This window comes from Rahnella inusitata (assembly GCF_965118895.1).
GTDB classification, from domain to species: Bacteria; Pseudomonadota; Gammaproteobacteria; order Enterobacterales; family Enterobacteriaceae; genus Rahnella; species Rahnella inusitata_A.
This window is the reverse complement of the sequence record NZ_CBCPJJ010000022.1, coordinates 47,165-67,307: the sequence shown is the minus strand read 5'-3', so window position 1 is coordinate 67,307 and position 20,143 is coordinate 47,165. Positions and strand designations below refer to the sequence as shown.

The window sequence follows — 20,143 nt, the reverse complement described above, 5'->3', positions numbered from 1 at the left end:
CACCCTCCCGGCGCTGGTGGCGTCGGTATTTTTGCTCACCGGCTGCCCTGAAACGTAATCTCTGTTTATAACGTTATTTTGTTCAGTAACGTTATAAATTCATTCACCTCTCTTTACACTTTCCCTTAAATATCCCGCCTAAAGTTCCCCTTATTGATACCGATAACTCATGTGAATTAAATAATCATTAGAAAGTAGTCCCGCTATGTAATCATCAATATATTGAATTATTTTCATTGTATTTGTTTTTTATTGGCCCGGAAATAAGGGAAATAACATGTTTAAACTGATCAACAATATGCGGGTGGGCAGCCGCTTGGGTGCCGCATTCGGCCTCATCATCCTGCTTCTCATCATCGTCAGTGCCACTGCCGTTATCAAAATAAGCAGCATTAACAGCAGTATCGAACAAATTATCAACGATCGTTATGTAAAAGTCCGGCTGGCATTTGATGTCCGTGACGGCGTGAATGATCAAATAAAGTTTTTGCGCGGAATCGTTATTGATACGAAAAACACCGAGCAAAATAAGAAACGTTATTTGCAACTTGATGACACCATCAAAAAAACCAATCTGGCGATGGATAAAATTGCCGCGATTCAGTCCACGCCAACCGGAAAACAAAAAATTAAAGCGTTGCAGGATGCCAGTGATGCTTTTGAAGCCGGAAAGGAACAGTTGATTGGTCTGGCCCGCGCCGGTGATATGCAAGGCGCCACCGAATATGTGCTGCGTAAACTGACTACCTCACAGAATGCCTATCTGGGGCTGGCCACCGCTTTTGCTGATTCTCAGGATTCGCAGTTGCAGGCCGAAGGGAAAAAAGCCGTCGCTGATGGTCAAACGGCGATTCAGCTGACGCTGATCTTCTCGGTGATTGCCGTGCTGCTGGCCATGATCCTGGGTTATTTCCTGACCCGCTCGATCATCCGTCCGTTGGGTACCGCCGTACAGGTGGCTGAAAGCGTGGCCGCCGGGGACCTGACTACGGACATCCGTGTGAACTCTTCTGACGAAACAGGCCAGCTTATGCAGGGGCTGAAAAATATGAATGAAAACCTGCTGCGCATTGTGACTGAGGTCCGTTCAGGCACGCAGGCTATCAGCAGCGCGTCCAGCCAGATCGCCGCCGGGAATCTGGATTTATCCTCACGCACCGAGCAGCAGGCCAGCTCGCTGGAAGAAACCGCCTCGGCGATGGAACAGATGACCGCCACCGTAAAACAGAACGCTGATAACGCGCGTCAGGCTAATCAGCTGGCGGCCCGGGCATCACGCGTGGCCGTCGAAGGGGGCGAAGTGGTCGGGCAGGTGGTCAGCACTATGGAGGGAATCAACGTTTCTTCACGCAAAATTGTCGATATCATTTCTGTGATTGACGGCATCGCCTTCCAGACCAATATTCTGGCGCTGAATGCGGCGGTAGAAGCTGCCCGTGCCGGTGAGCAGGGGCGCGGTTTTGCGGTTGTAGCTTCGGAAGTGCGCAATCTGGCGCAACGCTCTGCTTCTGCGGCGAAAGAAATCAAAGTACTGATCGACGATTCGGTATCGAAAGTCGATAACGGCACGCAACTGGTCGCTAAAGCCGGTGCCACCATGGCAGAAGTGGTGTCCAGCGTGAAGAACGTGACGGATATCGTCGGCGAGATTTCAATCGCCAGCCATGAGCAAAGCACCGGAATCGAAGAGATCAACAAAGCCATCACGCAGATGGATGAAGTGACGCAGCAGAATGCCGCGCTGGTGCAGGAAGCCTCGTCGGCGGCGTACTCGCTGAACGAGCAGGCCGAGCGTCTGGCGGAGTCGATCAGCATCTTTAAAGTCAGCGCTGCGGCGGTAAATACCGCTGTGCGTCAGCCATCGCCGCTGAAAAGACCTGTACTGTCGTCTGGCCGTGCGCTTTCACCGGCGAACAAAAGTGACGAAGGAAACTGGGAGACGTTCTAAAGTCCGGGAGACGTTTTCTGGTAAAAGGTGAAATTCTGACGCCTGCGGTTCGGGCGTCAGAAGTACAGAATCTATTGTTTGTTGAGATAGATGTCAGGACGGGCGATCGCCCACGCGTAATCCGGCGTATTGACCGGCTCATAGCCAAACTTCTTGTAAAGCCACGGCGCAGTGGTGGTAAAGAGCATCATGCGACGTAATCGCGCGGTAACCGGGTGTGACTGACAGCACTCCACCAACCATCCCCCCAGATTTTTGCCCTGATAATTCTCCAGAACATACACATCGCACAGGTAGGCAAAGGTGGCGTAATCGGTGATAAATCTGGCGAATCCAATCTGCTTATTTTCGTCGAACAACCCGAAATTCAGGCTGTTGTCGATGGCATCGCGCACGGTCTGTTCATCAATACCTGCCGCCCAGGTCGAACGGGTCAGATAATGCTGAATGGCTGAAATATCCATCTTTTCAACGTCAGTGGTGATGAGGTACCCGTCTTTCGTCCAGCATTGCACATCTTTCATTGATATCACCGTATAATGAGCCCGTTAAAATACTAACGTAAAAATTTAAATGTATGATGTCAACGTCATCTATTGTTGATATGCTGTATATAATTACAGTATAAGGAGTGAGAATCATGGCTGTTGAAACAAAATTTGTTGTCGTCAGAAAAGGTGAAGAAAAAATGACATTTGCCAATAAGAAAGAAGCGGACGCCTACGACAAAATGCTCGACATGGCGGATACTTTTACTGACTGGCTGTTACAGAGCGAAATTGAGATCGATGAGGTTCTGGCGGAAAATATTGCGCTGCACCTTGCCGAGCAGAAAGATACCGTTCAGCACATCCTGCGCACCAGCAAACTGCCTGAAGCAGAAACTGCACCGGCCGACGTAAAGGTCGACGCTCAGACAGCACAAGAGACACACGTTGAAGACGCGGAAGTTGCAGAACATGCAGAACATGCAGAACACGCCGAAGACGCTGTAAAACCTAAGAAGGTTCGCGCGGTTAAAGCGGCCTGATGAAATAAAAGAGCCCCGCTGAACGCATTTCACAAGGCGTTCAGCGGGGCTTTTCGTTACCGGATTTTAGCTTTGCGCAGCGGCAGCCTCTTCCTCTTGCTGTAACGCACGCACCGTCTGGTGACGATGCCAGTAGTAGCCCAGCGTATTTTTAAACCCTTCAATTTCCTTTTTCAGACCTGGCAGACGGATCTCACTGCGCTTTTTCCCCTGCGCATTCGGCTGGACGTGTTGCAGATACAGTACTTCAGTACCGAACTGGCGGATCACATTGATGTTCTTCACGTTATCCCACTCCAGTAATTCCCCCGTATCTGGCTTCACGACGCCCTGATAGTTGATCTCGATTTGAGAACCATTTTTCAGCGTAAAGGCCACTGGCGGGAAATGTTTCAGTACCAGCGCCGTCTCTTCTTCACCTTCAGGCTGATAACGCCATGCCAGACTTTCCTCATGTACCGATGAGAAGTCACGCTCATACTTCTGCCACAGCTGCAGCTCAATCTGTTCGGCAACCGGCATAAGATCCACCCAGCTTTCAGCAGGGGGTTCAGCGGCAATCGCCGTATAGCCCAACTCTTCCACGTGGTAACCGACGTTGCGCATTCTTTCCGTCAGCGGCGGGTGGGAGTCAAACGGGTGCGGTACATCCTGCTCGCGCATCAGGCTGATAAAGTCTGGTGAGCTGACGTGTTGCGGCAGGCCTGCGGCTATCGCTTTGCTGATCCCCAACTCGTTCTCATGCAGGGTTTTGTTATCGAACAGGGTGCGTTCAACTTCGCTGCGATAGCTGGCATAGGCTGATATTTTAATCAGTGATTCAATAATCGCGGCAGGCGTGGTGTGCGTCGCTGCGCTGTGGTCGGCGATGAACTCACGTTCACGGCTGTTTCGCTGCCATGCCAGTTCAAACAACATGCGGTACAGGCACAGAGGATAAAAGACGATAAGCGTCGCGACGTTCTGACCCATCAGGTGCGTATACATATCAAAACGGTGCAGCTTCGGCCCGAGCAGCGCGCCTGATGCGGTATCACCTTCATGCAGATGTGTCAGCTCATGCACCATCACGCCGTCTGCCTGTGCGGTAGTAAGCTGGCGCAACAGGGGAATACTGACGTACAACTTGCGGCCACTCAGTGGATGCCCGTTGACGGACAGCGGCGCTTCAGTCACATAGAAGTTAGTGTCAATGCCGGCAATGATATGGTCAGGCGGTGTGGTGCCGACTTTGGCCGCCAGCGTATCAATACGTGCCCATAGCGCGGGCGCGGCGTCTCGCGTCACGACCTCACCTTCAATACCCTCTTCGCGCGGCAGCTTTTTAAAGATGCCTTTGATCATGTAGAACATCCCGGCCAGCACCAGCAGGCCGACCGCCATCACCAGTTTCGGATAGTAGGTTTGCGTGAAGAAAGCCGTGCCCCAGAACGAGAGCCAGACCAGCATCGCACCTTGCACTAACACTTCCAGCGCACTGGCCAGCATCAGGAAATGACGGGCCAGCATCAGGCTCAGCAGTTGTCCCTGGCGATTCCTGAAAGCGAGGGCACTGAACAGCAACACCATCAGCAGCACAACAGCGCTGGCGATCAGCGTCCAGAATGACACTTTGTCCATCATGTAGAATTGCCACAGTTCGGACTTCTCGGCGCACACCGCATTTTTATAATCGAGCAGATCTTCCGACACGGGGCCGCAGACGCTGGAAGGCGGATTTTGTTGCAGGAAATCCGTCAGTTTACCGACGTCCTGATTTTGCCCGCGGGCGTCATCAATAAAGATCTGAGTATATTGCTGATTAAGCTGATTACTGCCGTATTCAGCAAATACCAGCGTGATGGCGGGGATCAAAAATAGCGTGATCAGAAGCCAGAAGAATACCTTTGCATAACCTTTTTTCAATGCCGTTAATTTATTCAAAATAGAAACTCGCTAACTGTCTGTTGGAGGGACAAGCTGCTTATATCAGGCAATACCGAAAGAAAGATTTACGGCATAAGGGGAAATGCTCGAGATCCTTCTCTGGCGTGCATCAGCTATATTCACTTAATGAATTGTGAAACGTTGCTATAAGACGATATTTTACCCGTCGCGACAAGCTATTATTTATTTTTCGGATTATTTACCTTGTGAATATGATGTATTTCGGTTGCAGTCTGCAATTTTTCAGAAACGGCGAGGGTAATTTGAGTTAGGTTTTATTCATCAGAATGATTCGGTGCCGGAAACGAAGAGGATAACCATTATGTCCGCTGGCCATAAATATTCAGTGCTTTATAAAACCAATAATGCTGCAAACCAGCACTAAAGCGAGTGAAGGCCACTGCATGGGAATATAAAAGAAGTGGTGACGAACACCAATATCGTGATTTTTTCTGTTGAGTATCAATCCAATAGCCGTATTTATGGCCGCGCCAATACCTACGCCCAACAGGAACTGCATTAAGGACACATCACCCTTTTTTACACCCGGATCGGGCCATAACCACATTAACAATAGTACAGTAACCATTGGCAGTAAAAGGGTCATAATACCGGCGCCGCGATATATCAGCATGCAAGAATTCCTCGCCATCATCGAAAAAATACGCTAATTTTGAAAGAGATTATGCATTATTTGATTTGAAACTCAAGGATATCAGCCATGATAGTGTGGAGCGGAGTAGGGTTTTTTATCGCCGTGTTGATTTCGATTGCCTACGTATTTTTAAAATGGATTGTCGATATCATTTGGCAGGAAGGTTATTTTTCTGCGCATTTATGGGCAACTGGGGCTACATTTATACTGGCATCTATTCTGTGCTGCATTTTTGTCTATGCGATCAAGCAGGAAAAGCTCCTGGCGTACGTGGCAAAGATGACCGACAGTCAGCCGATGTTTGAACCGGAAAGAACGCATAAATTCTTTTTTATCCCGGTACGGTATTGGCCACTTATTTTGTTTTTAGTCGGCTCGGGAATATGTATTCGCGATCTGATGAAATAACCCTCTCTATATTATGGATACTTCGCACATTATTGCAGGGTCATCCATACAGAGAATTTTACAGGAAGAAGGGAGTTCTACATGAAGTTAAGAAAATCAATCAATCTGATGGGTTCATTGTGCCTGCTGACGGCACTTGGCGGCGCAGCCACGCTGGCTACCGCTGCGGAAGTGAAAGCACCGGCAGCCGCAGCCACGACCCAAACTGTGACGTTGCTCAACGGCAAACAGGTATTCAACCTGACAGGTTATGAAGTGCAGCCTGTGCCGGGCGGTGGTCCGGGTAAAATGTACGTCAGCAAGCAAGAAAAACGCGTTCTGCTGATTGGCGAAGATGACATTCCGCTGGTTGCCCGCGCCGCCAGCGATGCTGATTTCCTTGAGGGTATGAAAACTATTAAGGATAAACAGAAGCAGGCTTCACCAAGCTACACCGTGACCAGCGAAAAGATGGAAAACGTCAAAGGGCTGGAAGTCGACCACATCGAAGCCACTGATAAGATGGATGGTAAAGATGTTCTGCAGGCTACCTTACTGGCTGCCGGCGAGAAAAAATTCACCGTAATTCAGGTGATCTCTGGCGCGAAAGACAAAGCAGGCCACACCGCTGCCGTGAATAACATTCTTGGTAAATAAGTTACTGTGATATCGATGTCATATGAAAGCCCCTGTGGAGGTCAATGCCGCAGGGGCTTTTGCGTAAAAAGGCTTATCTAAAGTTCCACTGTACGCTGATGACGAAAACAGAAGGGATGATGATCCCGCTCTCCACCCCAAAGCAATCGGTGCAGTTGCACTGAATCGCGTCATGGATATAAGGTGAGAAACCAATACCGGTGACTTTTTTGAAATCATTATACGAACCGTGATCAATGAATACATAAACTTATCCGGTTAAGGAGATCCACTCATGACCACCTTTCACAGTTACTGTATTTCGGCTTCCGGCGAGGAGTGGGGGCAGGGAAGTGAATCTGCACTTTTTCCCTACTGGAGCTTTACCAAAACGGCGATCGCGATTTGTGCACTCAAATTGAGTGAGAGCGGTGTACTAAACCTGGACTCAACGCTGACTGGCGAACCTTTTACGCTTCGCCAACTGCTGGCGCACACTTCAGGATTGCCGGATTATGGAATCCTGAAATCCTATCACGATGCCGTCGCTGCGGGTGAAGCGCCCTGGTCACGGGATGAGTTGCTTAGTGCGGTGATGGCCAGGGGGCAATTGTTCAATCCGGGAGAAGGCTGGGCATATTCCAATGTGGGGTACATGCTGGCGCGCGAGCATATTGAGGCCGCATCGGGTTTGAACTTCTCACGTCTGACAGATGAGATAATTTGCCAGCCGCTTGGGCTGAAGAGTATCGCGCTGGCGACGACGCCTGAGCAATTCTCACAACTTCATTGCGACGCCGCCGGACATTATCATCCGGGCTGGGTGTATCACGGATGTCTGACGGGTAACGTGCCGGACGCTGCAAAACTTTTGCAGGGTCTGTTCTCAGGAAGGCTTGTCGGTGCGAAGACACTTGCCCAAATGCAGGTCCGTTATCCGCTCGGCGGAGCGATTGATGGGCGGCCGTGGACGGAATGCGGTTATGGCATCGGGCTGATGATGGGTGCAATGGCGCAGGCGGGTCGCGCGATCGGCCATTCGGGCGGCGGGCCTTCCTGCGTCAACGCGGTCTATCATTTTCCTGATGTGAAAGACTCGCTGACCGTGGCATGCTTCACCGCCGGTTCACATGAAGGCGTTCCTGAAACTGAAGCTGTCAGGCTCGCCGGGGAAAGATGAATTCCGCCACTTTATGCTAAATTAGCCACCCTTATTTACGTTCCGTCCGAGGCACCATGATCACTCCGTTAAACCGTACAACCCGTGAAATGAAAATCAATAATGTGGTGCTGGTCACCCATGCCTTGAAATCACTGGGATCGGCAACAAAAGCGGAGCTCGCGGTCGCAACCGGGCTTAGTATTGCCACCTGCGGCACGGTGTTGAATGAACTGAGTAGTAATAGCGAAGTGCTGGCGCTGGAACGCGAAGTCTCACGTGGCGGGCGGCCCGCGCAGCGGTATGCCTACAATCCGGATTACTTCTCGGTGCTGAGTATTTACGCGCAGGGCAGTGACGCTGCGGCGCAGATCATCTGGACGGTAAATTCGGCGACCGGAGGCTGTCTGGCGCAGGGCGAAGAGCGTTTTATTCCGCTTCAGCTGGAGACATTTTATCAGCTAATCCAACGTATTCTGAGGGAGTTTCCGAACATCAAAGCATCCGGGATCGGGCTGCCGGGTGTGGTTGTTAAAGGCACCGTCGCGACCTGTGATATCAGCGTTTTCGCCGGTGTGCCGGTGGAGCAACAGGTGCGGGAGCGGTTCGGGATATACGTACAGGCGGATAACGACATGAACTACACCGCGTACGGATTTTATCGCAGCAGCTGCACGGAGGTCACCGCGCCAGTGGGGTACATCTTCAAGCCGGAAGTGCCCTGTCTCGGTTGCGGAATAGTGATCAACGGGCAGGTTTTGCAGGGCGCGAGCCAGTTTGCCGGCGAGGTCTCTAATCTGCCTTTTACGGATATGGATAAGCTACCGGTGGCAGACGAACTGGCCAAAGTCATCGTCTCGCTCGCCGCGATCGTTAACCCGGCCACTATCGCGCTTTCAGGGCCGAAAATCAGCGAAGCGTTGATCCACGATCTGCTCGAACGCTGCCATCTTCATATCCCCGCGCAGCATATGCCTGAACTGGTTTACCGGCCGTCAATGCGTCAGGATTACCTGCAAGGCATCACTGAACTCACATTGAACAACTACAATCGTCACGTCGCTTTCAGTGTCTGACCGGCGCATGCATTGACTTTCTTTCTTTGCCGCCAATATACTCAGCACTTATTAAAAGACTTTTAAAAACTCATCAGGCCAGCGGGGAAACACTATTGTCACTGTCATCTGAACTACCCAATACCACAGCGCACGTCGGGAGCCCGGTTAAACGTGTTGCCACACGGGCAATCTTTTTTGTTACCGGCATGGCGATGGGATTGTGGGCGGCGCTCGTGCCTTATGCGCAACTGCGCACGCATTCTGAAGCAGGGGATCTCGGCCTGCTATTACTGTGTCTCGGTGCGGGTTCACTGCTTTCCATGCTGGGTTCCGGCAAGCTTATCGGCCGGTTTGGTTGCCGTGGGGTGATCATCGCCTCTGTCGTGCTGTATTGCCTGATGCTGCCGCTGCTGGCAACGTTCAGCGATATCTGGCTGCTGGCGCTGAGCCTGTTTATCTTTGGCATGGGCATTGGTCTGGCGGATGTGGCGGTGAATGTGCAGGGGACGCTGGTGGAGCAGGCGGCGGACAAGCCGCTGATGTCCGGTTTCCACTGCTTGTGGAGCGTGGGCTGTATCGCCGGTGCGGGCGGCGGTTCGTTGCTGCTGAGTGCGGGCGTAACGCCGCTCGGCAGTACATTTTACGCCATCGCGCTGGTGATCCTTGTCACTGCCTGGTCTTTCCGTGGGCTGCTGCCGTTTGGTGCGCATGAAGAGGAGCATGTAGAAGGGAAGGCTAAACCACGGCCAAACTTCCGTCTGGTGTTGATGGCGGTCATGGCGATGATCTGTTTTATGGCCGAAGGCGCGGTGCTCGACTGGGGCGGGGTGTTCCTGACGCGTGAGCGTGGTCTGGCGCTGGAACATGCTGGCTGGGGCTTTGCTGTGTTTGCCATCGCAATGTCGCTGATGCGCATGACCGGCGATGCAATTGTCAGTGCGCTGGGGCGCAAACGCGTACTGGTGGTCGGTGGTCTTCTCGGTATCGCCGGTTATCTGATGGTCGTGTTGCTGCCAGGCTGGATCCTGCCGCTATGCGGGTTTGCACTGGTGGGTATTGGCGCGGCGAACATCGTACCGGTACTGATCACGCTGGCCGGGCAGGAAAAAGTGATGCCAGTGAATATGTCGGTCGCGATGGTCGCGACGCTGGGTTATCTCGGCGTACTTGGCGGCCCGGCGCTGATCGGTTTTATCGCCCATCTTTCCAGCCTGTACGTGGCTTTCTCAGGCGTCGCCGCAGCTTTCCTCATCATTACCTTCGGCGCCTATAAATTAAAATATTAATGGTTTTTGATTAACTGAGTCACACTGAAGCGCTGGCGTGAAGAAAACCGCCAGCCTTTTTCCGATTATCACTTCTTAAAATCTGACCTCTGTAGGAGCTGCAATGGCCGTAAAACTTATCGCCGTCGACATGGATGGCACGTTCCTGAATGAATATAGTGAATATAATCAGGCACGTTTTAGCGAGCAGTATCAGGAATTACTGCGCCGCCGCATCAAATTTGTTGTCGCCAGCGGCAACCAGTATTACCAGCTGAAATCTTTTTTCGATGAACTCGACGATCAGATTGCCTACGTTGCCGAAGGCGGCGCGTACGTGGTCGATAAAAAACAAGAGCTGTACTGCGCAAAACTGGAGCGGGAACAGGTCACTGGCGTTTTGCAGTGGATTGGTCGCACGCCCGGCATCAACACCGTGGTATGCGGCAGAAAAGGGGCGTATGTGCTTGAGGGCACCGATGAAGAGTTCATCAAGCGTATGCGCCACTATTATCACCGCCTGAATAAAATCCCGACCTACGCCCACATTGATGACACCATCTTTAAATTCGCACTGAGCTACGTGGAAGACGACGTGTATCCGCTGATGGGCGAAATCACCGCGCAGCTTGGTAACATCGTTGCGCCGGTCACCAGCGGCCACGGTTCAATCGATCTCATTATTACCGGTAATCACAAAGCCAACGGCCTGAAGAAGATCCAACAACGTTATGACATCCGCGACGAAGAAGTGATGACCTTCGGCGACAGCGGAAACGATCTGGAAATGCTGAGCTACGCCGGTTACGGTTTCGCGATGGAGAATGCGTCAGAGCCCGCGAAAGCGGCTGCGAAGTACCGTGCGCCGTCCAACCGCGAAGAGGGCGTAATGAAGGTGATTGATGACTGGCTAAATGGCCGTGCGCCATTCGATCAGGCCTGAAACCTGACGCTGTTAAATTGAAAAGGCTGCCACATTGGGCAGCCTTTTGTTTTTTGAAGAAACGGCCTTATGGCTGAAACGTTATTATTCTGGCACGAAAGCCTGGGGCGTTATTCCTGCGCGGCTGCGGCGGATAATTATGTGGTGGAACTGTAATCTAACGGATGTCACTGGCGTTGGCAGCATGGCTGACTGACTCAACGCCGCCGGCGACGCGCGGGCTTAATCCGGCAAAGAGTGCCGCAGGGGGATTACTGGGCCTGTTTTTGCGCGGTAAAGCGGCGGAAGGCTTCCAGCGTTTCATCGCTGACGTGATGTTCGACGCCCTCGGCGTCAAGACGGGCGGTTTCTGCACTGATACCCAGCGCAATGAAAAACGCTTCAACCACGTTATGACGCTCGCGGTTTTCCGCCGCCAGTTTCTCGCCTTCCGGCGTCAGAAACGTGCCGCGATAGGGGAGCTGGTGGACCAGCCCGGCGTTCGCCAGCCGTTTCAGGGTTTTCGCCACGGTCGGCTGAGAAACGCCTAAGCGCGCGGCCAAATCTACCTGACGAGCCTCACCAAATTCGTGGATCAGATCCGAAATCAGCTCCACGTAATCATCCATTAATTCCCGGCGATGCGCCTCGCGCACCTGTAAAAAACCCTGAGCGTGTTCTTCAACATCCAGCAACGGATTTAATTTTTTCTCTTTCACAACGCCTGCCTCTTTCTTGCTCAACGGTTTCTTACCGTCGCCGCTAAGCCGCGACAACGAACCGCATTGTAAACCAACTCCACATATCTACCAATTTCTGCAAACTTTGCCTTGGCTATGGAGTATAGCCTATGCTATACCTGAATAATAAACCGCCGACTGACGCACCGAGTGACAGGAGAAAATTCATGGGAAATGGACATAACATCGCGAAACACCTCAGCCACTCACCGTTTCGTTTGCGCCTCATGCTGATTGGCATGATCGTCGCGCTGATCACCGGCAACGCAACGGCGGCGGAAAAAGACAAAAAAAAGTTCAAAGTGGTGACGACCTTCACGGTGATCCAGGACATCGCACAGAACGTCGCCGGTGATGCCGCCACCGTTGAGTCGATCACCAAGCCCGGCGCGGAAATCCATGATTACCAGCCGACGCCGCGGGACATCGTCAAAACGCAGTCCGCCGATCTGATCCTGTGGAACGGTTTTAACCTTGAACGCTGGTTCGGGCGCTTCTTCGCCAATATCAAAAACGTGCCTTCCGTGACCGTCACCCACGGTATTGCGCCGCTGCCAATCCAGGAAGGGCCGTATCTCGGCAACCCGAATCCACACGCGTGGATGTCAGCAAAAAATGCGCTGGTGTACGTCGAAAATATCCGCGCCGCGCTGGTGAAATACGATCCGCAAAACGCCGCGACCTATGACCGTAACGCCAAAACCTACGCCGAAAAAATCACTCAACTTGATGCCCCGCTGCGTGAACGCCTCTCTAACATTCCGGCACAGCAACGCTGGTTAGTGACCAGCGAAGGCGCGTTCAGCTATCTGGCGAAAGATTATGATTTGAAAGAAGCCTATCTGTGGCCGATCAACGCCGAAGAGCAGGGCACGCCGCAGCAGGTGAAAAAGCTCATCGATCTGGTGCGTCAGAAAAATATTCCGGTGGTGTTCAGTGAAAGCACCATTTCGGATAAACCGGCGAAACAGGTCAGCAAGGAAACCGGCGCGAAATACGGCGGCGTTCTGTACGTTGATTCACTCTCCACCGCCGACGGCCCGGTGCCGACGTACATTGATTTGCTGAAAGTGACGGTGGGCACCATCGCAGAAGGATTTGGCCAATGAGTGACACCGCGCTGCATCTTGACGTTGACAACATTTCGGTGACTTACAACAACGGTCACACTGCCATTGAAGAGGCGTCGTTTCGCCTTCGTGGCGGCTCGATTTGCGCGCTGCTCGGCGTCAACGGCAGCGGCAAATCCACCCTGTTCAAAACCATCATGGGAATTATCCGGCCGACGCACGGCAGCGTGACGCTCGACGGCCTCAACGTCGCCAAAGCGCTGAAGCAAAACCTGATCGCCTACGTGCCGCAGTCTGAGGAAGTGGACTGGAATTTCCCGGTGCTGGTGCGGGATGTGGTGATGATGGGACGTTACGGCAAAATGTCGTTTTTGCGTATTCCTTCGCAAGAGGATAAAAAACAGGTGGCGTCGGCGCTGGCGCGTGTCGGCCTGACTGAACTGGCACAGCGTCAGATTGGCGAGCTTTCCGGCGGCCAGAAAAAGCGGGTGTTTCTGGCGCGCGCGCTGGCCCAGCAGGGGCGCGTCATGCTGCTTGACGAGCCGTTCACGGGCGTCGATATCAAAACTGAAAACGCCATTATCGAACTGTTGCGCCAGCTGCGCGAAGAAGGCCATCTGATTCTGGTCTCCACGCACAACATTGCCAGCGTGCCGGATTTCTGCGATCGCGTGGTGCTGATCAACCGGACGGTGATCGCCGCCGGTCCGCTCGAGACCACGTTCACTCATCAGAATCTCGAAAACACCTTTGGCGGCGCGCTACGCAACATCAGCTATCTGGTCGGCAAAGAGACCATGCCTGAAACCGTTTCGCCGGTAAGGCGGGTGAAATGATCGACCTTTTGCTGGAGCCGTTTCACTACAACTATATGGTGAAAGCGATATGGGTCAGTGCGGGTGTTGGCGCGGTGTGTGCGTTTTTATCGGCGTATCTGATGCTCAAAGGCTGGTCGCTGATGGGCGATGCGTTGTCGCATTCCGTCGTTCCGGGCGTAGCGGGGGCGTATGCGTTGGGTTTCCCGTACGCGATCGGCGCATTCGGCACCGGCATTCTGGCGGCGCTCTCCATGACACTGCTGCGCCATTTCACTAAGTTGCGCGAAGACGCGATCATCGGCTTTGTGTTCTCCACCTTCTTCGCCCTGGGTTTATTACTGGTGTCGCTCAATCCGACGTCGGTTAACGTTCAGTCGATTCTGTTCGGCAATATTTTAGGCATCGATGACGCCGATATTTTGCAGGTGCAAATCATTGTCGGCGTTTCCCTGCTGGTGCTGTGTGTCATCTGGCGCGACCTGCTGGCGGTATTTTTTGATGAAGCGCACGCACGCTCGGTGGGCCTGTCGCCGCTGTGGTTAAAAGTTATCTTCTTCACTATCTTCAGCGCATGCAGCGTGGCGGCGTTACAGACAGTCGGCGCGATTTTGGTTATCGCGATGGTGATCACCCCCGGTGCCACTGCCTATCTGCTCTCGGACCGGTTCTCCCATCTGCTGATTATCTCGGTAATTATCGGCGCGGTAACCAGCGCGGCCGGTGCCTGGCTGAGTTATTACCTTGATGGCGCAACCGGCGGTGTGATCGTCTGCCTGCAAACCACCGTCTTCCTGCTGGCCTTTCTATTTGCGCCGAAACACGGCTGGCTGGTGAATCATTTGCGCATTAAACGGGCAGGGAGTCGCGCATGATGAGCTGGATGGATGTCCTGATGGAGCCGATGAGCTTCGACTTTATGCAACGGGCGCTGCTGACCGCCGCCGCCACCAGCATCGTCTGCGCGATTTTCTCCTGTTTTCTGGTGCTCAAAGGCTGGTCGTTGATGGGCGATGCTATCTCTCACGCGGTACTGCCCGGTGTGGTACTGGCATATCTGGCGGGGATCCCGCTGGTCATCGGCGCATTCGGTTCAGGCTTGTTCTGCGCGGTGGCCACCGGTTTCATCAAAGAGCATTGTCGGGTAAAAGAAGATTCTGTCATGGGCATTGTGTTCTCCGGTATGTTCGCCGCCGGGCTGGTGCTGTTCTCGCGGGTGAATACTGAGCAGCATCTGAGCCACATTCTGTTTGGCAACGTGCTCGGAGTGACTGACAGCGAAATGCTGCAAACGCTGATCATTGCCGCTGTGGTGACACTGGCTATCGTCATCAAATTCAAAGACCTGATGCTGTTTTGCTTCGACCCTGTGCAGGCGAAGGTCATCGGCCTGCCGGTGCGTTTCTACCACTACGCGCTGCTGTGTCTGCTGGCACTGACCATCGTCGCTGCACTGCAGGCGGTAGGCGTGGTGCTGGTGGTAGCGATGCTGATTACACCCGGTATTACCGCCTTTCTGTTGTGTAAAACGCTGCCGAAGATGATCGCGGTATCCGTGACGGCATCACTGACCGCCGCCGTTACCGGCACCTTTATCAGCTTTTATATTGATGCCGCAACCGGTCCGACCATCGTGCTGATTCAGGCGGCGATTTTCCTGCTGGCGCTGACCGTCCATCTGCTGCGCAAATCCGTTAAACCGAGTCAGGCCGCACCGAATGCTTAGTGTTGAGAGCAGAGTTTTGCGATTCTGTACGCCGGACTCACTTATGAGAAACGCTAATGACCGAACAATTTGCTCCCGTTGAGCTGGAAAAAGCCTACCGGCTGATTAACCACGGCACAACCGCGCTGGTTTCTGCCCATCATGCTGGCGTGGACAACGTGATGTCCGCTTCGTGGGTGTGCGGGCTGGATTTCAAACCCGCAAAACTGACTGTGGTGCTGGATAAAATCGCCAGAACTCGCGAGCTTATCGAGCAGAGCGGAGTCTTTGTGATTCAGGTACCCACCGTGGCGCAGCTGCAAATGACCTACGATCTCGGCAACCGCACGTTGCGTGACGATGCCGATAAACTGGCGAAGTGCGGCACGGAGCTGTTCCGCATGGAAGGTCAGGGCGACTTACCGTTCGTCGCAGGCTGCACCGCGTGGCTGGCCTGTAAGCTGATCCCTGAGCCGCACAATCAGCAGGTGCATGATCTATTCATCGGCGAGATTGTCGGCGCCTGGGCCGATACGCGCGTCTTCAAAGACGGGCACTGGCATTTCGAAGATGCTGACCCGTCCCTGCGCAGCCTGCACTACATCGCGGGCGGCCAGTTCTACGCCACCGGCGAACCGCTGAATGCCGATACTGACCTGAAATAATTCTTTTCTCTGCGGCGTTGATTAACGCCGCTCGAAGACGCAAGGGGCAACGACGGGGGCGCAGGCTTATCAGAGGGATAGGCATCAGTGGCCTGAATCCGAGAGTTTTCCTGCTGTTTCTGGCGCTACCGCCGCATTCATACCTGCAACTCCCCGGCGCAGGAACATTGCGACATGGCGTAAAACACGAAGAATGAAACCTTTCTGGCTACCTGCTCCATAAAGGCCTACCATCGATCGGCAACAGGTTTTTTGAACGACCTGTTTAGAAGTACCCTGGTTTTTTGAAGTTCCATGTAAGAAGAGTTAAGGATTGTTATGAGCGAAGTAGAAAGTTCGATGAGCATTGGCGACAGCTTTACCCTCAAGAACGGCTCAACCCACGAAGTCACTGGCTTTGTGAAGAAAGGGGAAAGAATTTATCCGACGATCAAAACTGATCACGGCAATTCTAACTTCACCTTCATCAAAGAAATTGTTTCAGTGCACAAAGCGTAACGTTAACGACCTTACCGAAGATCGCGGCCTGTTGTTTCCACACGCAGAGCAGGCTGCGTGACGACGTTCCCCTCTGATTTACTTACCTTCTCCCCCAGATTTTCAGATTTTTGCCATAATAACGTCTCATCAACTCCGATAAAGGCGATGCGTCGAAATGCAAATCACGAAATCAGACCACAATGACATCCCCTCCATCCTCAGCATTCTGAGTGAATCCAAAGGCGATAACCTGACGGCGCAGCAGCGCGAAGAAGAAGGGTTTACCCAGGGCGCGATGGACACCGACATGCTTGCGGCGTTTCAGTCCGGCAGCGGCGTGTTTGTCAGCCGTGAGGAACGCGAAGGGAAGCCTGTCATTTCCGGTGTGGCGATGACGATTCCCGGCAGTCTGGCAAAACATGGGGCAGCGCAGGCCGCTTACAATGCAGTACTCAGTAGCGGTGCCGCCGCTGCCGATCAGATTTTCCTCTATGGCCCGGTGAGCGTGCGCAGGGATTTTCGCGGACAGGGATTGCTGACCAAACTGCTGTTGCACATCTGCCATGCGTTGAAAGACGAATTCACCCTCGGCGTGGCGTTTGTCGATAAAGAAAACCACAAATCCTTGCTTATCCACCGTCATTATCCGATGACTGAAGCCGGTGAATTCGAACTGAACGGGCGTGGATATGTGATTTTTTCGTTTGAACCGCAGAAGGTGCTGGCGTTTTATGTCGGGCGTAGCTCTTTGAAAAGTAGTTCTTGAAAATGAGCAGGGTCATGGCGCTTTGGCATAATGTAAAACAACGTTAATGCGATGCGTCTTCGCCAGTCAGGCGTGACCCATATTGTTTTAGCATGAGTTATGTAAATGGTAGAGATTGAGACTTTATCATTATTACAAAATAGCAAATATTCAAGTCAACCACAGTCCCTCTGTTTTTGTGACTGCTGAGATCATTAATCTATCCGACTTTTCCATTTTCCTACCCTTCATATTATCCCTGACTGATGTAGGGATGATGACACCCTATTTCCCTTAAGATGAACATCAGTCAACTTCATCACAGGAATTTTAGTATTCATCCCTTACAGAAATCATACGTTGCCATTTTTGTTTGCTTCCGTTTTGACAATCAAGCTATGAGCACCATCACTCTTTAGTTAGCGTAGTGCCTTTATTCTTAACTCAGAAAAGGTGGGTGAATATGTTTCTTGAAGAGCGCCGGCAGCAAATTCTGGAGTATTTGGATAAACACGAACGGGTGAAGGTCGAGGTATTAGCTTGCCTGTTTAACGTGACCAGAGAAACCATTCGCAGTGATCTGAACGCCCTGTCTGCTGAAAAACTGATTCAGCGCTGTCACGGCGGTGCGAGGGTATGCCGCAGAAGCTTGCAGTCGAAACTTATTACTGACACCGGCGACAAATTTGAAGTGTTGCTAAAACGGCTTCAGATTCAAAAGAGAAAACACGCTGTACAGCAGAACAAAGGGAAGATTATGAAAGGTAAGGTTTGCATCCTGGGTTCCTTTAACGTCGATATCGTGGCGAAGGTTGAACGGTTTCCTAAGGGAGGAGAATCGCTGCTGGCGGTGGGGAGCACGCTCGGTCCCGGCGGTAAAGGTGCAAATCAGGCTACAGCGGGCAGCCGTGCTGGCGCTAAAGTGCACTTCGTTTCCAAGGTGGGCAAGGATCAGTTCAGCCAGTTTGCTTACGATCATCTCACCTCTTCGGAGATTCATTCTTTCACCCTTTATCAGTCGGATACCGAGCCGACCGGCAACGCCATTATTTATGTCTCGCAGGAAAACGGCGAGAACATGATTGCCATCTATTCCGGCGCCAACACCACCATTAGTGAAGATGAAGTCGCTGCGATCACACCCGAGCTTGAAGATTCAGACGTGCTGCTGGTGCAGCTGGAAAACAACTTTGTCGCCACGTTAAGTGCGATGAAACTGGCAAAGGCGCTGGGGGTGAAAGTTATCCTCAACCCGGCGCCATTTTCGAACAATGCCCTTGATTGTCTTGAATACGTCGATCTTATTACCCCGAATGAAACCGAGGCTTCGCAGCTGTCTGGCATCGAAGTGCAGGACTTGGCCAGCGCCAAAGAGGCTGCCCGGCGTATCGTCAGCCAGGGCGCCAAACGGGTGATCATAACAATGGGATCGCGCGGCGCGTTGCTGCTCGACGGCGATCAGTTCCAGTATATTCCGGCCTTCCCGGCGATGAGTGTTGACACCACGGGGGCGGGCGACGCTTTCAACGGGGCACTGGCCTCGAGCATTGCTAATGGGCAAACCCTGGTTCAGGCAGCGACCTATGCCTCTGCGTTTGCATCTCTGGCGGTAGAGCGCGAAGGCGCATCGAACATGCCTGACCATGAGCAGGTTCTGGCGCGTTTGGCGCAGCGGTAAGCATTGCGTTCATGATGAGTTTCCTTAGTGGTCGCTGACCTGAGTGACAAACGTAGCGGCCATAATCGATTACATATGCAGCCTGCGGGCATTACAGGAGTTGTGATGAATAAAGTTATTGAAGGTATCGTGCCGGTGATGTTGACCCCTTTCACCAAAGATAATCAAATCGACTATCCGGGGCTGACCCGTTTGATCGACTGGTATCTTGCAAAAGGTGTTGATGCGCTGTTTGCCGTTTGCCAGTCGAGCGAAATGCAGTTTCTGACGTTAGAAGAGCGTGTTGAACTCGCAGAATTTGTGGTGAAGCGCGTCGCAGGCCGTATTCCGGTCATTGCCTCAGGACACATCAGTGACGACATCAACGATCAAATCAACGAGCTGAGCGCGATGGCAAAAACGGGTGTCGATGCGCTGGTGCTGGTCACCAATCATCTTGATCCAAAAAACCAGGGCAGCGAAACCTTCTTCGCCACGTTGGACCAGCTGCTGAGCGTGCTGCCCGCGTCTTTACCGCTGGGCCTATACGAATGCCCGGCGCCGTATCGCCGTCTGCTGACAGACGAAGAGCTGGCCTACTGCGCCAACTCAGGCCGCTTCGTTGTGCTTAAAGACGTGAGCTGCGATCTGGAAACTGTGACCCGCCGTGTGAAGCTGGTGGCGAATACTCGGTTGAACATCATTAATGCTAACGCTGCGATTGCTTACCGGGCGATGCAGGCGGGGTCTAAAGGATTCAGTGGCGTGTTCACCAATTTTCATCCTGAGCTTTACAGCTGGCTGTATCACAAGGCCGCCACTCAACCTCAAATCGCCGACGAGCTGGCTATTTTCCTCTCCCTGGGTGCGGTAACTGAGACGCTGGGCTATCCGAAAAATGCCAAAATTTATCATCAACGCTTAGGTACCTTCGACAGCGAATTTTGTCGCGTGAATAAAGACAATGTGCTGGATAAATTCTGGGGTCTGACCGTATTACTGGATCAGATCCACAGCGGCACAGCACTTTGGCAAAAGAAAATCTCCGCTGTGTAAAACCGATAATTTCATCGCGTAAGCGGATAAGCTGCAGGCTTGTCCGCAATCTGACCGACGATATAACTTAAAAGAATTATTCATCATGTTCGTATGTTGTCTGAGAGATTGGGAGCGTGAAAAATTCTTTTTTCGTCCGATTATTTGTAAAGGCGTTGAGTATATTGCGCAGGCTGAACTGAGTCTTTTATTCGTAAAGCTTTGATTAAAATTTACCTGAGTCT

Annotated in this window: 21 protein-coding genes and 1 pseudogene; 17 read left to right on the top strand and 5 right to left on the bottom strand. The window is 52.4% G+C overall.

All coding sequences use genetic code 11. The features are described from left to right. The first annotated feature begins 277 nt into the window (after window positions 1-277). Window positions 278-1,948 carry a methyl-accepting chemotaxis protein gene (locus tag ACMHLI_RS18280; protein ID WP_413530692.1) on the top strand — a complete coding sequence of 557 codons (1,671 nt, stop codon included), beginning with the start codon at window positions 278-280 and terminating at the stop codon, window positions 1,946-1,948. A 71-nt stretch (window positions 1,949-2,019) separates the two neighbouring features. Here the strand turns inward: ACMHLI_RS18280 and ACMHLI_RS18275 are convergent, their stop codons facing one another. Further along, entirely contained in the window at window positions 2,020-2,472 is a 453-nt protein-coding gene (locus ACMHLI_RS18275; protein ID WP_413530691.1) for a GNAT family N-acetyltransferase, read from the bottom strand. A gap of 116 nt (window positions 2,473-2,588) precedes the next feature. On the opposite strand from ACMHLI_RS18275, the gene ACMHLI_RS18270 reads away from it, so the two are divergent. Continuing rightward, window positions 2,589-2,978 carry a YebG family protein gene (locus ACMHLI_RS18270; RefSeq protein WP_413530690.1) on the top strand — a complete coding sequence of 130 codons (390 nt, stop codon included), beginning with the start codon at window positions 2,589-2,591 and terminating at the stop codon, window positions 2,976-2,978. Between the two features lie 66 nt (window positions 2,979-3,044). On the opposite strand, the gene ACMHLI_RS18265 is transcribed toward ACMHLI_RS18270, so the two are convergent. Both ACMHLI_RS18265 and ACMHLI_RS18260 read right to left on the bottom strand, forming a co-directional pair. Continuing rightward, a complete protein-coding gene (locus ACMHLI_RS18265) occupies window positions 3,045-4,901 on the bottom strand; it encodes a M48 family metalloprotease (protein WP_413530689.1) in 1,857 nt (618 codons plus the stop codon). Between the two features lie 346 nt (window positions 4,902-5,247). Beyond that, entirely contained in the window at window positions 5,248-5,538 is a 291-nt protein-coding gene (locus ACMHLI_RS18260; RefSeq protein ID WP_413530688.1) for a hypothetical protein, read from the bottom strand. An 87-nt stretch (window positions 5,539-5,625) separates the two neighbouring features. On the opposite strand from ACMHLI_RS18260, the gene ACMHLI_RS18255 reads away from it, so the two are divergent. Both ACMHLI_RS18255 and ACMHLI_RS18250 read left to right on the top strand, forming a co-directional pair. Next, entirely contained in the window at window positions 5,626-5,967 is a 342-nt protein-coding gene (locus ACMHLI_RS18255; RefSeq protein ID WP_413530687.1) for a hypothetical protein, read from the top strand. 81 nt (window positions 5,968-6,048) lie between these two features. Next, window positions 6,049-6,603 (top strand): hypothetical protein, encoded by a 555-nt coding sequence (locus tag ACMHLI_RS18250; RefSeq protein WP_413530686.1) that lies wholly within the window; start codon window positions 6,049-6,051, stop codon window positions 6,601-6,603. A 73-nt stretch (window positions 6,604-6,676) separates the two neighbouring features. Here the strand turns inward: ACMHLI_RS18250 and ACMHLI_RS18245 are convergent. After that, window positions 6,677-6,838 (bottom strand): annotated as a pseudogene (locus ACMHLI_RS18245) (hypothetical protein); the annotation flags it as partial. A 39-nt stretch (window positions 6,839-6,877) separates the two neighbouring features. Here ACMHLI_RS18245 and ACMHLI_RS18240 point away from each other — a divergent pair. The 4 genes from ACMHLI_RS18240 to ACMHLI_RS18225 all read left to right on the top strand — a co-directional run bounded on the left by ACMHLI_RS18240 (window position 6,878) and on the right by ACMHLI_RS18225 (window position 11,007). Further along, complete coding sequence (locus ACMHLI_RS18240; RefSeq protein WP_413530685.1) at window positions 6,878-7,762, top strand: serine hydrolase domain-containing protein; 885 nt, start codon at window positions 6,878-6,880, stop codon at window positions 7,760-7,762. A 56-nt stretch (window positions 7,763-7,818) separates the two neighbouring features. After that, window positions 7,819-8,817: an ROK family protein gene (locus ACMHLI_RS18235; RefSeq protein ID WP_413530684.1), complete on the top strand. Its 999-nt coding sequence runs from the start codon at window positions 7,819-7,821 to the stop codon at window positions 8,815-8,817. A gap of 95 nt (window positions 8,818-8,912) precedes the next feature. Further along, complete coding sequence (locus ACMHLI_RS18230; RefSeq protein WP_413530683.1) at window positions 8,913-10,085, top strand: MFS transporter; 1,173 nt, start codon at window positions 8,913-8,915, stop codon at window positions 10,083-10,085. Between the two features lie 103 nt (window positions 10,086-10,188). After that, entirely contained in the window at window positions 10,189-11,007 is an 819-nt protein-coding gene (locus ACMHLI_RS18225; RefSeq protein WP_413530682.1) for a Cof-type HAD-IIB family hydrolase, read from the top strand. A gap of 251 nt (window positions 11,008-11,258) precedes the next feature. On the opposite strand, the gene mntR is transcribed toward ACMHLI_RS18225, so the two are convergent. Further along, window positions 11,259-11,705: a manganese-binding transcriptional regulator MntR gene (gene mntR, locus ACMHLI_RS18220; RefSeq protein WP_413530823.1), complete on the bottom strand. Its 447-nt coding sequence runs from the start codon at window positions 11,703-11,705 to the stop codon at window positions 11,259-11,261. A gap of 248 nt (window positions 11,706-11,953) precedes the next feature. Here mntR and ACMHLI_RS18215 point away from each other — a divergent pair, with 248 nt between their 5' ends. The 9 genes from ACMHLI_RS18215 to ACMHLI_RS18175 all read left to right on the top strand — a co-directional run bounded on the left by ACMHLI_RS18215 (window position 11,954) and on the right by ACMHLI_RS18175 (window position 19,919). After that, on the top strand, window positions 11,954-12,835 hold the full coding sequence (locus tag ACMHLI_RS18215; RefSeq protein WP_413530822.1) for a metal ABC transporter substrate-binding protein: 882 nt from the start codon (window positions 11,954-11,956) through the stop codon (window positions 12,833-12,835). Continuing rightward, window positions 12,832-13,632 (top strand): metal ABC transporter ATP-binding protein, encoded by an 801-nt coding sequence (locus tag ACMHLI_RS18210; RefSeq protein WP_413530681.1) that lies wholly within the window; start codon window positions 12,832-12,834, stop codon window positions 13,630-13,632. Before ACMHLI_RS18215 ends, ACMHLI_RS18210 begins: the two co-directional genes overlap by 4 nt. Next, entirely contained in the window at window positions 13,629-14,486 is an 858-nt protein-coding gene (locus tag ACMHLI_RS18205; RefSeq protein WP_413530680.1) for a metal ABC transporter permease, read from the top strand. Before ACMHLI_RS18210 ends, ACMHLI_RS18205 begins: the two co-directional genes overlap by 4 nt. Further along, on the top strand, window positions 14,483-15,337 hold the full coding sequence (locus tag ACMHLI_RS18200) for a metal ABC transporter permease (RefSeq protein ID WP_413530679.1): 855 nt from the start codon (window positions 14,483-14,485) through the stop codon (window positions 15,335-15,337). The genes ACMHLI_RS18205 and ACMHLI_RS18200 overlap by 4 nt, the downstream gene beginning before the upstream one ends. A 56-nt stretch (window positions 15,338-15,393) precedes the next feature. Further along, window positions 15,394-15,981 (top strand): flavin reductase family protein, encoded by a 588-nt coding sequence (locus tag ACMHLI_RS18195; RefSeq protein WP_413530678.1) that lies wholly within the window; start codon window positions 15,394-15,396, stop codon window positions 15,979-15,981. A gap of 318 nt (window positions 15,982-16,299) precedes the next feature. Further along, window positions 16,300-16,479, top strand: a complete 180-nt coding sequence (locus tag ACMHLI_RS18190; RefSeq protein ID WP_413530677.1) for a hypothetical protein — start codon at window positions 16,300-16,302, stop codon at window positions 16,477-16,479. Between the two features lie 157 nt (window positions 16,480-16,636). Further along, entirely contained in the window at window positions 16,637-17,227 is a 591-nt protein-coding gene (locus ACMHLI_RS18185; protein WP_413530676.1) for a hypothetical protein, read from the top strand. 442 nt (window positions 17,228-17,669) lie between these two features. Continuing rightward, window positions 17,670-18,884: a ribokinase gene (rbsK, locus tag ACMHLI_RS18180; RefSeq protein ID WP_413530675.1), complete on the top strand. Its 1,215-nt coding sequence runs from the start codon at window positions 17,670-17,672 to the stop codon at window positions 18,882-18,884. A gap of 105 nt (window positions 18,885-18,989) precedes the next feature. Continuing rightward, complete coding sequence (locus ACMHLI_RS18175; protein ID WP_413530674.1) at window positions 18,990-19,919, top strand: dihydrodipicolinate synthase family protein; 930 nt, start codon at window positions 18,990-18,992, stop codon at window positions 19,917-19,919. Window positions 19,920-20,143 lie beyond the last annotated feature (224 nt).